The organism is Shewanella sp. MEBiC00475 (assembly GCF_005234075.1).
GTDB lineage: Bacteria > Pseudomonadota > Gammaproteobacteria > Enterobacterales > Shewanellaceae > Shewanella > Shewanella polaris.
In genome coordinates, this window is sequence record NZ_CP039928.1 from 1,535,778 (window position 1) to 1,548,677 (window position 12,900).

The 12,900-nt window shown below is 40.4% G+C and carries 11 protein-coding genes and 1 riboswitch; of the genes, 8 read left to right on the forward strand and 3 right to left on the reverse strand.

Translation table 11 applies throughout. The annotated features are described in order from the left end of the window. Positions 1–12: 12 nt before the first annotated feature. From rsmE to FCN25_RS06770, 7 genes are all read left to right on the forward strand, one after another. The gene (gene rsmE, locus FCN25_RS06740) at positions 13–753 is read left to right on the forward strand and encodes a 16S rRNA (uracil(1498)-N(3))-methyltransferase (RefSeq protein ID WP_137223163.1); all 741 of its coding nucleotides are present in this window, start codon (positions 13–15) and stop codon (positions 751–753) included. Between the two features lie 38 nt (positions 754–791). Further along, positions 792–1,745 (forward strand): glutathione synthase, encoded by a 954-nt coding sequence (gene gshB, locus FCN25_RS06745; protein WP_137223165.1) that lies wholly within the window; start codon positions 792–794, stop codon positions 1,743–1,745. Between the two features lie 8 nt (positions 1,746–1,753). Further along, positions 1,754–3,121, forward strand: a complete 1,368-nt coding sequence (locus FCN25_RS06750; RefSeq protein ID WP_137223167.1) for an alkaline phosphatase — start codon at positions 1,754–1,756, stop codon at positions 3,119–3,121. Positions 3,122–3,214: 93 nt separating this feature from the next. Then, entirely contained in the window at positions 3,215–4,252 is a 1,038-nt protein-coding gene (locus FCN25_RS06755) for a class I SAM-dependent methyltransferase (RefSeq protein ID WP_137227349.1), read from the forward strand. A 191-nt stretch (positions 4,253–4,443) separates the two neighbouring features. Further along, positions 4,444–6,111: a DUF342 domain-containing protein gene (locus FCN25_RS06760; protein ID WP_137223169.1), complete on the forward strand. Its 1,668-nt coding sequence runs from the start codon at positions 4,444–4,446 to the stop codon at positions 6,109–6,111. A gap of 38 nt (positions 6,112–6,149) precedes the next feature. After that, a complete protein-coding gene (locus tag FCN25_RS06765; protein ID WP_137223171.1) occupies positions 6,150–6,524 on the forward strand; it encodes a DUF4144 family protein in 375 nt (124 codons plus the stop codon). Positions 6,525–6,731: 207 nt separating this feature from the next. Further along, on the forward strand, positions 6,732–7,874 hold the full coding sequence (locus FCN25_RS06770; protein ID WP_137223173.1) for a site-2 protease family protein: 1,143 nt from the start codon (positions 6,732–6,734) through the stop codon (positions 7,872–7,874). Positions 7,875–7,945: 71 nt separating this feature from the next. On the opposite strand, the gene FCN25_RS06775 is transcribed toward FCN25_RS06770, so the two are convergent. The 3 genes from FCN25_RS06775 to FCN25_RS06785 all read right to left on the reverse strand — a co-directional run bounded on the left by FCN25_RS06775 (position 7,946) and on the right by FCN25_RS06785 (position 11,488). Next, entirely contained in the window at positions 7,946–9,064 is a 1,119-nt protein-coding gene (locus tag FCN25_RS06775; protein WP_175405836.1) for a succinylglutamate desuccinylase/aspartoacylase family protein, read from the reverse strand. Positions 9,065–9,068: 4 nt separating this feature from the next. Further along, positions 9,069–10,448, reverse strand: a complete 1,380-nt coding sequence (gene lysC, locus FCN25_RS06780; protein WP_137223175.1) for a lysine-sensitive aspartokinase 3 — start codon at positions 10,446–10,448, stop codon at positions 9,069–9,071. A 134-nt stretch (positions 10,449–10,582) separates the two neighbouring features. Beyond that, positions 10,583–10,757: riboswitch (Lysine riboswitch) on the reverse strand. A gap of 302 nt (positions 10,758–11,059) precedes the next feature. Beyond that, complete coding sequence (locus FCN25_RS06785) at positions 11,060–11,488, reverse strand: DUF3293 domain-containing protein (RefSeq protein WP_137223177.1); 429 nt, start codon at positions 11,486–11,488, stop codon at positions 11,060–11,062. A 691-nt stretch (positions 11,489–12,179) separates the two neighbouring features. Between FCN25_RS06785 and arcA the strand changes: the two genes are divergently transcribed. Next, on the forward strand, positions 12,180–12,896 hold the full coding sequence (arcA, locus tag FCN25_RS06790) for a two-component system response regulator ArcA (protein WP_137223179.1): 717 nt from the start codon (positions 12,180–12,182) through the stop codon (positions 12,894–12,896). The last annotated feature ends 4 nt before the right edge of the window (positions 12,897–12,900 follow it).

Consider the following 12,900-nt stretch of genomic DNA (forward strand, 5'->3'; position numbering starts at 1 on the left):
AGGTCAACACTGATGAGAGTTCCACGTATTTTTCAGCCCCTAAACAATTTACAGCAAGGGCAAACTCTTCAATTAGATGAGGATGGTGTAGCCCACATTGGCCGAGTGTTGCGAATGGGAATGGGTGATCAAATCAGCTTGTTTAACGGTGACGGCAACGATTACTTAGCTGAAATCATTGAAACCAGTAAGAAATCGATCGCAGTCACTGTCTTAAGTTGTGAAGCGAACAATAGCGAATCACCATTAGATCTGCATTTAGGTCAGGTGATCTCACGCGGAGACCGGATGGAGTTTACGGTTCAAAAGTCCGTAGAGCTTGGCGTAACCACTATTACACCGTTATTTTCTGATCGTTGTGGTGTAAAACTGAGTGGTGAGCGCTTAGACAAAAAGCTGCAACAATGGAAAAAAATGGTTATCAGTGCCTGTGAACAATCTGGCCGCAGTATTGTTCCAGTAGTTCGTCCTGCGATGACATTGGCACAATGGTGTGAAGAATCCACCGAAGCCTTAAAACTGAATTTGCACCCGAGAGCCTCACACGGTATTAATGGTTTACAGTTATCCGGTCAACACCACAAAGTAAGATTATTAATTGGTCCTGAAGGCGGTTTGTCTGACGAAGAAATTACCATGACAGAAACCCAGCATTTTACCGACATTTTATTAGGGCCAAGGGTGCTTAGAACTGAAACAGCGTCATTGACTGCCATTACCGCATTACAAGTTAAATTTGGCGATATTGGGTAAACCGATATCTTCCCTGCACATTATTAAAGGATACACACATGATTAAGCTCGGTATTGTTATGGACCCGATTAGCGACATTAACATCAAAAAAGATTCGAGCTTTGCGATGTTATTGGACGCACAAGCACGCGGCTACCAATTATTTTATATGGAAATGCATGACCTTGCGATGGTCAACGGCAAAGCCATGGCCACTATGCGTGAACTAACGGTTAAACAAGACGCTAACCAATGGTTTACCTTAGGCGAGTCCGTTGATACCCCTTTGGCCGAACTTGATGTGATATTAATGCGTAAAGATCCACCATTTGATACCGAATTTATCTACGCGACTTATATGCTTGAACGTGCGGAAGAACAAGGTGTTTTGATTGTTAACAAGCCGCAAAGCTTACGTGATGCCAATGAAAAACTGTTTACAGCATGGTTTTCTGAGTTTACGCCTGAAACCATTGTGACCCGTGATGCTAAGCGTATCAGAGCATTCCACCAGCTCAAGCAAGACATTATTTTAAAACCATTAGATGGCATGGGTGGCACGTCTATTTTTAGAGTAAAAAAAGATGATCCTAACCTTGGCGTGATTATTGAAACATTAACCAGTTATGGTCAACAATACGCAATGGCACAAGCTTTTATTCCTGAAATCACTCAAGGTGATAAGCGCATTTTAGTGGTTGACGGTGAGCCAGTACCTTACGCATTAGCGCGTATCCCGATGAAAGGTGAAACCCGTGGTAATTTAGCGGCTGGCGGAAGTGGTGTTGCCCAACCATTATCGGAAAGTGATTGGAAAATTGCTCGTGCTATTGGTCCAGAATTGAAAAAACGTGGCCTTATTTTTGTCGGCTTAGACGTCATTGGCGATAAGTTAACTGAAATCAATGTGACTAGCCCAACCTGCATTAAAGAAATTGAAGCTGCGTTCGACGTTAATATTACCGGCATGCTTATGGATGCCATAGAAGCTCGTATTAGTCAGCAAAAATAGGATTAATCATGCATTTTTTATCTACCTACCAACGTCTAATCAGTAGGCTATTGTTGGTATCTAGCTTGATCGTAACGGGTGTAATGGCTGATGAAGTGGTTATGTCTCCTGTTGTGACTGACACAACAAGTAATAATGTGCCAACAACCGGCCCGTCTAGACCAACAAATATTATCATCATGATTGGTGATGGTATGGGACCAGCATATACCACTGCTTATCGTTACTATAAAGATAATCCTGAAACAGAAGAGATTGAACAAACGGTATTTGATCGCTTACTCGTGGGTATGGCAAGCACTTACCCTGCGCCAGTCAGTGGTTATGTAACGGACTCAGCCGCATCTGCAACAGCATTGTCTACTGGGGTTAAAAGTTATAACGGTGCCATTGCCGTTGATACCGAAAAACGCCCATTAACCACCTTAATGGAAAAAGCAAAATCATTAGGTTTATCTACTGGCGTCGCGGTTACCTCACAAGTTAACCATGCTACACCTGCTGCATTTTTGGCTCATAATGAAAGTCGTCGTAATTATATTGATATTGCCGAGGCTTATTTAACAACCGATGCCGATGTCATTCTTGGTGGTGGTCAGCAATATTTCACTCCCACATTGCTTGAACAGTTCAGTGCTAAAGGTTACCAAAACATCAGCGAATTCTCTGAGCTAGAATCAGTTACTACGCCAAAAGTATTGGGGCTTTTTGCTGATGTACAGCTACCTTGGGTCATTAACGACCAAGAAGCACATAAACTTAGTCATATGACCCAAAAGGCATTGGATTTACTGTCACAAAATAAACAAGGTTTTGTGTTATTGGTAGAAGGCAGCTTAATTGATTGGGCTGGCCACAGTAACGACATTGCGACCGCGATGGGTGAAATGGATGAGTTTGCATCCGCTATTGAAGTCGTTGAGCAATTTGTTCGCCAACGTAAAGATACTTTAATGGTTGTGACAGCTGATCATAATACCGGTGGCTTATCTGTTGGTGCACATGGGAAGTATGAATGGCATCCAGAAGTTTTGCATAAGGTCAAAGCGAGTCCAGATGTGATTGCTTCACAGGCGATTGCTGAAGACAATTGGCAGCCTTTAACTGCTTCACTCTTGGGTTTTACACCAAGCGAAACACAATATAGCCAATTGCAAACGGCACGCATGCAGGGAAATGAGCCATTGACTGTCGCATTACGTAAATTAATTGATATTGAATCTAATACCGGATGGACAAGTGGAGGCCATACCGCTATGGATGTGCAGGTATTTGCTGCGGGCCCTGGAGCAAGATTGTTCAGCGGCCATCAGGACAATATTGATATCGCAATCAAAATGTTTAGCTTATTACCGCAATCGGTACAAACACCTTAATGGCTGACTAACCTAATCCCCACCCGCTATTAAAGTGGGGATTAATTGAGTATTGCCGAATTTATCTTATCATTAGCATTATGGGCAACTTACGTGTTAACAAATCCTTCTCAAGCCTTAATCAGAAACAACAATTACTTTGCTCAACATAATGTATTAGTGCTCAATTACGAAGCTGATACTTTTGCGCATCAATGTCTTGAGTTTGCAGATAATGTCACTGCACTTGCGTTAGATTTTAATCACCACCTCACATTGTCACCCTATGAAAATGACAAATTACAATGCTATTTTGGTCATCAGTTGCCTGAGTCATTAGCAGAGAAAAAATTTGATAGTGTCATTATTTACTTTCCGAAAGCTAAACCGTTAATGGGTTATTTACTACAACTTGCGGCACAACATTTACGTATCGACGGCCAATTGATCATTGTGGGTGAAAATAAAGGTGGAGTTAAATCAATTGATAAACTCACACCTCATTATTATTCGCCACCAATCAAGCAAGATAATGCCCGCCACTGCCTAGTTTATGTCTGTTATTTAACCCAAGCAGCACCTGCGCTATTAATCAATGATTGGGTAAGCCAATATGCACTCGATACCCCACAGGGAACACTGCAAATATGTAATATGGTCGGTGTTTTTAGCGAGAAACGTCTCGATCAAGGTACCGAATTATTGCTGTCCCATTTGCCAGATAACTTACACGGCAGAGTGCTCGACTTTGGCTGTGGTGCGGGGGTCATTACGGCCGCATTGCTAAAAGTAAATCCTACCTTAAACATGGAATGTATTGATATTAATGCAATGGCATTAATATCTTGCGAATTAACCCTTGCAGCCAACAATATGCACGCAAAAGTCTATCCATCAGATGGATTTAATCAAATTAGCGGTAAATTTGATGGCATTATTTCCAACCCACCATTTCATGATGGCTTAATAAGTACCACAGATATTGCGACACTATTTGTCCAACAAAGTGCGACTCATCTAACATCAAAAGGATTATGGCTAATTGTAGCCAATCGTCACCTCCGATATTCCGATACCATTGCCACTCATTTTGGTAAAGTAAATACACTAGCAGAAAACAATAAGTACAAATTGTATCAACATCAATGCTAATGGCTTACTTTGCGGTTCGAATAATCTAGTGAGACTTATCGCTCATAAAGCTAGGTTACGACTGGAAATACAGATCGATATCAGCTAAATTGACTAAAGGCAAAATAACGCACATTTTTGAATCCATTTCATTGTTATTCTACTTGCTGCCATAATCTGAAATAAAAAAAATAAAAAAAACAAAGGATGTCATGTTAGAACCCTCAGTTGCCACATTAAGTGCAGATAAAACAAAAGTGGAATTACGCATAATTCCCAATACTCATGGCCCCGTGTCAGAAGACGATATTAACGCCTTACTCACACAACCTGCTTTTGCAATGCTATTTCCTATTGCTCCCACTATTCATAAAGCCGTAGCAGAAATCAATGCCATTTGTGGGCAGAACCCAGGAGATCATGAACTTTTTTTTGCTATTGCTGAGCGTAAAGATGGCGTCGTAAGTATCAGTGTTAGTGACAATAAAATGCAAGCCAGCATGACAATAACCTCAGCATGGGGTGGTAAAGAAATAACTCTCCCAGATGTACTAAATACTCTAAAAAATCAAAAAATTAAAATGGGATTAAGCAAACCCAAGATCATGGCATTAATGCAGCGCTTGTCGATATTGCCACCTGGAGAAGTCTGTGAAGGTATTATTGCCTGCGGTAAAATTGCAGTTAACGGTGAAAATGCCATCTTAGAGCGTAAAGTTGCTTTAGCTCGCGAACGCTTATTACAACCCCAAGAACGTGAAGATGGATCTGTTGATATGCGTAATTTAGGCGCATTAATTACGGTTAATCCTAATGATTTATTAATGATTAAAACCCCTGCCACTATAGGCACTCCTGGTTTTAATGTTCACGGGGATGTACAGCAACAAACGCCTGGTAAAGATAAACCGATGGAACCAGGAACTGGCACCAGTTTTCACCCAAAAGATCCAAATAAACTTATTGCCACCGTGTCAGGTCAGCCGGTTGAAAATAAGAAAGGTATGCAAGTTGACGATATGCTGCAAATTAAAGATGTTGACGTTCGCTTTGGCCACGTTAATTTTAAAGGCAGTATATTGATCACTGGTGATGTACATGAAGGCATGGAAGTCAAAGCCACTGGTGACGTAACCGTCATGGGCTTTGTTGAGTCTGCCACCATTGAAGCCCAAGGCGATGTCATTATCAGTAAAGGTGTAATTGGACGCTTGATTAAAGAACAAGAACTGAGCAATCACATAAAAGCAAATGGCCAGATATGTGCTCAATTCGTACAGTATTCTAACCTAGACGCTCAAGGTAATATCTTGGTGACTAAGCAGTTATTACACAGCCATTCCACTGCTGGAGACAGCATTACCGTAAGCGATGCCCAAGGGCGGCGTGGAGACTTAGTGGGCGGTATTGCCACGGCCTCAAAAGGAATTCGAGCCATCACATTTGGCGCCACTGCCGGCACCAAAACCGAATTATTTTGCGCTATGCATCAAGGTGAATTAAAACAGCAACTAAAAGCGCTAGATGACAGCATCAAAGCAATGGTTGTCGCGGACTTAGATTTAGAAGCAAGATTGCGAAAACTGCCTCCTAAGACAGAGTGGCAAAATGATGCAGGTATGATAGAGCAAGTTAAAATGATGCTCGACCAGAAAAAACAAATGGCCGAAGAACGCATTAAAGAAGAGCAAGAATACGCATTATTATTTAATGAATCTGAAGGCTACTTTGATAACTATTATATCAAAGCAGAGAAACACATTTTCATTAACGTAGAGTTACATGTTGGTAATGCATTTTATCGCGCGCAGCGTGAGCACAGTACATGTGCGGTTAAAAATGTTAATCAAGAAATTTCGTTTGATTACAGTAATCGCTAGTTGGTTTTGCACAAAATACATTGAGATACAGTTAAACTATGCAACACATTCATTGGCCGGCCATATTGCAGTTTGATCAAGATGATGAGCTAATGTATTTACCCAACTATCAAGACTGGTTAAGCTTTATTTGCGCTAATCAATACACTGTTTGCACGCAAGATAAACTTATCGATAGTACTGGTCACGTTTATCACATCCAAAAGCATCTGCCATTAGATCCATCAATTGATGCCAATGTGACAGAATTACCTCAGTTAATAAAACTTGATCAAAATATGAATGTATTACAAATGTTGCCGATTGTACGTCAATTCGGTCAATTTCAAGGACATTGTTGTAGTGCAAAAATTATCTTTACTACCATAGAGCAAGGTATCGCAACCGTTGCCGAGCTAGAACAACTGTATTAAAATTTAGATAACAAATGTATACCCAGCGTTTTAACCATTACCAACCTCAATTAAACGACTCATTACTCATTTATAATGATTTCATTCATGTTAATGCCACAGATTAACGTCAAAATTTATGAATATAATTGTCGAACCCATTGAGCAACATACATTGCTCTGGCAAAATGCCCCAAGCTCACCGCCCATAAACCCTGAGAATCCTTAATGGAACTACTAAATATTGAATGTCTTGGTAAACGATTACGCCTAGAAGGCTCTATTGCCGGTTGGCAGCAACTTTATTGGGACAATCAACTAGTATCACAAAAATCTGCTAATGCCAGTGATCAAGCGTTTTACATTCACTCGTTTGAACTCGCTCAACAATCAACTGCACCACTGAGTGAAACAAATAACGATAGTGGATCGACTATTGTTGATTCATGCAGTAAAGCAATTCCGATCCGCTTAGAAGTTGATGTTAATTGGCAACCGTTTCAACTCGATTATTGTTTGTTGGTAGAAGATGAACAAGTCACCCAAGGTCAGCGAACCGTCAGCGACATAGAAAAACAAACGCCGGAAGTGCCAATAGTAAAAAACCAAAAGCTAAGTGTTGTTGGTCTAGCATCGCTAGGATTTAAACTCCTTAAAAGCGCGAAAGTGGTTAAAGTACTATTTGCTGCTGCGAGCGTTGCTGCCTATTCGTGGTTATTTTCATTCCAGTTTGCTATGGCGTTAATTGGTTGCTTAGTATTTCATGAATATGGTCATATTAGAGCTATGAAACATTTTGGCATGAAAACCAAAGGGATTTATTTGATCCCATTTGTTGGCGGCTTAGCCTTAAGCGATGAACGAATCAATACCCGCTGGCAAGATGTGTATATATCCATTATGGGGCCCACATTCGGACTGATTTTATCGGTCATCTCTTTAGGACTTTATTGGATAACAGGAAATATATTTTTTGCTGGTTTGGCCAGCTTTAATGCACTGCTAAATCTATTTAATTTATTGCCTATCTTACCTCTTGATGGTGGTCATATTTTAAAAAGTATTAGTTTTTCAATGAACAGCCTTATTGGTCTTATTGCTTGCATAGCGGGCGCGGCTATCGGTGTGTTTATAAGCTATAGCTTAGGTCTTGCTCTACTTGGCTTTTTATTGCTTATTGGCAGTCTTGAGATTGTATTTGAGTGGCGTGGGCGGCATCAAAGTCATTTGCTACCACTGGATCGATACGGTCAAATATTTTCAACCGTGTGGTATCTGCTAACAGTAGCAAGCTTAGTTGGTATTATTTGGTACTTTGCCGGATCCGGTGATGAGATGTTAACCATTCCATTGCAGATTTTAGGCAGTTAATTGCAATTTACGCATCTACAAAACGCCTGCAATTGCAGGCGTTTTTGTTTTTACTTATCTAAAGCGGTTAATCAACTAGACTGTAAAGAAAACACATTAGTCATCACCTTATACAACTCTGTACCTTGATGCACAGATGCTGAGGCAAAGTGTAAAATAGGCACACAATCCATAGACAAACTAATGGCTTGGTATGCCTGTTCAGTACCATACAAATCTATGCGTAAAATGTTCACTAAAGGTTTGCCAGCTTTTAATGGTTCTCCAACACTCCCGCAATATTCAATTAAGCCAGCTTTAGGTGCATGAAACTTCTTATAATCCTTCAAGTAACACCCAAACCTTTCCATACTGGCTGGATTCACTTTTTCAGCAATAACACCACGATGGCTTAAATAAGCCAATATGCCTTTGGCATCCTCTAACGCGTCTACCAAATCAATTCGTTCTTGGCTGGCAAGTTCTAAGGTAAACGCTGACACAGGTACCAAAAACTCACGGCCCTGGCCCGTTGCATATTCAGTTAACTGCCACCAAGGGCAAAATATCGCTTCGTCCATAGCACCGCCAAAACTATTTGGGATAATCAAGGTATACGGAATGGAGAAAAGCCTAGCAGCATCAATATCATATTCAGGGCAGTATAAATGTTTGCAAGATTTAGGACCTGTATGAAGGTCAAGCACGATATCGGCTTGGTGCGCCATACTCTGTAAATTCACCGCTAATCTATGACCGGTTGTTATTCCAAAGGGATTAGTCATTCTAGCCTGACAAGCCTCAATCAACATCAAACGATATGCCTGAAACAACTCATCATTGGTTAAATGTTGGTGCTCTGTATACCAAGCTTTAACATCAACTTGGTGATCAAAATACTCTCGGTTCCAATTCACACCTGTAATAGGATCAAATCGTCCTAAGGTAAACTCACCACTCTTTTGATTAATCCCCAACGGATTGGCCAACGGTGCAAGAACAATGTCACCTAATACTTGATAACTTTCTAACAAAGTCATCAGTTGATAAATCACTGCATTTCCTTGCACTTCAGCACCATGGACATTGGCCTGAATATAAACACTTGGGGCTGAAGACTCGCTTCCAGAGAATGTATATAACGGAACCGTCAACGCCTGCCCTGTTGCCAGCTCTCCAACCCGTAGTGACGATTGTGTTACTTTAATCATATGATTACTCAAACAAGTTTTGGTGCAAGGCATTAACCACTTGCGCAGCTTCGGACTCAGCCACCAATACACATACATTATGTGGGCTGGCGCCTTGGCAAATCATCCGCACATTATGGTTTTCAAGTACGTTAAACACCCTGCTACAAATGCCAGCCGTGGATGCGATACGATTACCAATAATAGCAATTAGGGCTAAATTCTCTTCGACTCTGACCCGACAATGCTGCGATAATTCTTGTAACAAGGACTCACTCAATAAACCCTGACCACTTGAATCAGAGCCAGTTTTATCTAAGGTAAGTGATACGTTAACTTCCGAGGTAGTGATTAAATCGACTGATATTTTGTGTCGCGCTAAGGTCGCGAATGTTTCAGCCAAAAAGCCCTGAGCATGTAGCATTTGCAAACTATGTAAATTAAGTAAAGTTTGATCACGGCGCAATGCCACCGCTCTAAATACTGGGGTATCTTCAACTTGATGACGGATCCAAGTACCGCCCATTTCAGGTGCTTTACTTGAACCTACAAACACCTGAATTTTTTGTCTTACTGCCGGTAAAATGGTCGCGGGATGCAATACTTTAGCGCCAAAGGTAGCCATCTCAGCAGCTTCATTAAAGCTGATTTCAGCAATCGGGCGGGCATTAGGGGCAAGTCGTGGATCCGTGGTATAAATGCCTGCAACATCGGTCCAAATTTCAACTGCAGTAGCCCGAAGAGCTTCAGCAAGTAAAGCAGCTGAATAATCACTACCACCACGGCCTAATGTCGTCGTCAATCCCTCTTCATCGGCACCAACAAAACCCTGTGTGACGATGACATAATGCGAAAGTAATGGCTGTAAAAATTCGTGAGTAAGTGTGGCTATCACTTCAATCTGTGGTTCAGCACGACCAAAGTGGCTATCGGTACGCAATACTTGGCGAACATCAAAATGATCAGACGCAGTACCTTTTTCGCGAATAACAGCAGAAAATAAAATCGATGAACATTGCTCCCCGGTAGACAACAATTCGTCCATAACCGCTTTACTGCGATTCAGTTCTAACGATTCACTGAGTACCGACATCTGGCTCAGTATGTCATCAATAATGGCAGCCACATCCTGTGGACGACCTAGTTCATCTAATATTGCATATTGAATTTGTGCGATTTGCTTAAGTAGTACTAAGCGGCGCTCGTCATTAACGTTAGCTTGGGTCAATTCAACCAATAAATTGGTGACACCACTAGAAGCGCTAACTACCACAAGACGGGTGGCTTGATTAGACAACACAATATCTGCACAACGGCTCATAGAGGCATAATCAGCAACTGACGTGCCGCCAAATTTAGCAACGACTAATTCAGGAGTGTCAATTTCAGATTGAAGAAGGCTCATACTGATACCTCCGCAGTGTGCGAAAGGCTAAAAAGTAAGATGTGATTTACTAACATGATATACGCTCCGAACATACTACGTTCGAAGAGCCTGGTGCTAAGATAACGCACCCTTATAGAAGGGAAACAGCAATCATCACCAGAAGCTCTCCACCAAAAAAATAGGTGACAATCGTTAGGATTCAGCCTATACGACCGATATCAGTGTTTACCAAACAAACCGATACCTCGGCGTTAATCTCCATCATAAGTTGTCATCGGACTGGCATCCTCTCACTTACTACCTAGCTAACGCTCCTCTTCTGTTCCTCCCGAAGGAGGGAGTTGAAAATAGCAACAAATGCACTAACAAGTCAATCAACAAACGCAGTAAAAGCATACTAGTTTACTTTTATTCACCTTTTAATACGGCATTCATACCTACAATGTTTAACCCTTTATTGAGGATGTAGCATTGTTCGTAATAAAGAAAAAACCACCTAATTAATCGTAAAAAAATTAAAAACAACAAAATACCAATACAATACTACGTGTAACCAACCAAATAATGAGACAATAAGGGTAATTGAACAAATCATCCCTTAAACTAACCCTATAACGGTATTATGAACACTAAGTATCTGGGAATTCACTGACTAAACGTAAGCGATGGTTAAATGCCCCCATATCCACTTCCTCTTTAATCGAATCAACACAAGCAACTAAAGACAGCAAGCCTTTGTTGACATAATAAATAGCATGTTGATTAAACTCACGCCCCAGCTCAAGCGCTTGTTCTTTATCAATAAAAATCGCCCAGCTCTTTTCCATATGCGACAAGTCTGGAGCTGCTCCAATTAGGGATCGGTAAAGGCATTTATATTGTTGGATTTTAGATTGAAGCTGACGATCGAGTAAACGATTCTGACTGGGAGAAAGTAATAAACCGTGAGGATTATGGGCGGTAACAATAGCAAACGGGAGATCATGAGAAAGGCGTTGAGTAAGTAAAAAATGACTACTTTGGTACTCATCCCACAATGCATCGATAACATTTTTCATAATAAAATTTCGTCAATTAGGCCGAAAACAGTTTAACAGAAGGTAATAAAATCTCAAAGGCTTGTGATATTAGTCACAAGTATTGAACTTAAAATAGTATGATTATTAGCTACTTAACTGTATTAATCTTTCATATACTCGACAATTATATTAATTATTTAACATTTAATTTGTTAACAAATGCCTAAAACGAGTACAATAAACATCACTTACTATTAAATCACTATGACTAAGTCAATAACATTGATAGTAAAAAGGCAGCAGACAGCGTTTTATGGAGACTGTAGTAAAGTTTCATAGAAGTGTAGTATTTCACATTTTTATACGCTTAATTTACACCTGAACGATTTATGTTCTACATTTGATAAACATGAATAAGGTTAAATAAGTTTGTAACAAATGGAACTATCTTCTTAAATCGTATTCATAGTAGTTAGCCTGGTGGCAAAAAATTTAACTCATTAGGCATTAACGTGCATATTGCATTGGCGTAATGAGACTTAATCGACGCGAGACAACTCAGTAACCCACATTTTGCGTTACAGCATACGAGTTTATAAGAGTGTTTAATTCAGGGCAGACATAGATAAACACCAAAAAATACTGGAATATTCGCGTAAAAATAATGCGCTATTACAACTTACTAGCAACGTATCGCTAGAATCAAATTTTATAAAATTAGGTATATATCATGCAAAATCCGCATATTTTAATTGTTGAAGATGAAGCAGTAACTCGTAATACATTACGCAGTATTTTTGAAGCTGAAGGTTATGTTGTCACCGAAGCTAACGATGGTGCAGAAATGCATAAAGCCATGCAAGACAATAAGATTAACCTTGTTGTAATGGACATTAACTTGCCAGGTAAAAACGGTTTATTATTAGCACGTGAACTTCGTGAAATTAATAACATCGGACTTATTTTCTTAACGGGTCGTGACAACGAAGTTGATAAAATCCTAGGTCTTGAAATTGGTGCTGATGACTACATCACTAAGCCATTCAACCCTCGTGAATTAACCATTCGAGCTCGTAACTTATTAACTCGCGTGAATAATGCTGCTGCAGAAACTGAAGAAAAAGGTTCTGTTGAGTTTTATCGTTTTAACGGCTGGAGCTTAGAAATCAACAGTCGTTCTTTGGTTAACCCACTAGGTGAGTCTTATAAGCTACCACGCAGTGAATTCCGTGCGATGCTTCACTTTGTAGAAAACCCAGGCAAGATTTTAACTCGTGCTGATTTATTATTAAAAATGACTGGCCGTGAATTAAAGCCTCATGACCGTACTGTTGACGTAACTATCCGTCGTATCCGTAAGCATTTTGAAAGCTTGCCAGATACGCCAGAAATCATCGCGACTATCCACGGCGAAGGCTATCGTTTTTGTGGTGACTTAGAAGCGTAATCTT

Coding starts and splice junctions, on each gene's coding strand:
- rsmE (WP_137223163.1), top strand. CDS start 13: ATGAGAGTTCCACGTATTTTTCAGCCCCTAAACAATTTACAGCAAGGG.
- gshB (WP_137223165.1), top strand. CDS start 792: ATGATTAAGCTCGGTATTGTTATGGACCCGATTAGCGACATTAACATC.
- FCN25_RS06750 (WP_137223167.1), top strand. CDS start 1,754: ATGCATTTTTTATCTACCTACCAACGTCTAATCAGTAGGCTATTGTTG.
- FCN25_RS06760 (WP_137223169.1), top strand. CDS start 4,444: ATGTTAGAACCCTCAGTTGCCACATTAAGTGCAGATAAAACAAAAGTG.
- FCN25_RS06765 (WP_137223171.1), top strand. CDS start 6,150: ATGCAACACATTCATTGGCCGGCCATATTGCAGTTTGATCAAGATGAT.
- FCN25_RS06770 (WP_137223173.1), top strand. CDS start 6,732: ATGGAACTACTAAATATTGAATGTCTTGGTAAACGATTACGCCTAGAA.
- FCN25_RS06775 (WP_175405836.1), bottom strand. CDS start 9,064: ATGATTAAAGTAACACAATCGTCACTACGGGTTGGAGAGCTGGCAACA.
- lysC (WP_137223175.1), bottom strand. CDS start 10,448: ATGAGCCTTCTTCAATCTGAAATTGACACTCCTGAATTAGTCGTTGCT.
- FCN25_RS06785 (WP_137223177.1), bottom strand. CDS start 11,488: ATGAAAAATGTTATCGATGCATTGTGGGATGAGTACCAAAGTAGTCAT.
- arcA (WP_137223179.1), top strand. CDS start 12,180: ATGCAAAATCCGCATATTTTAATTGTTGAAGATGAAGCAGTAACTCGT.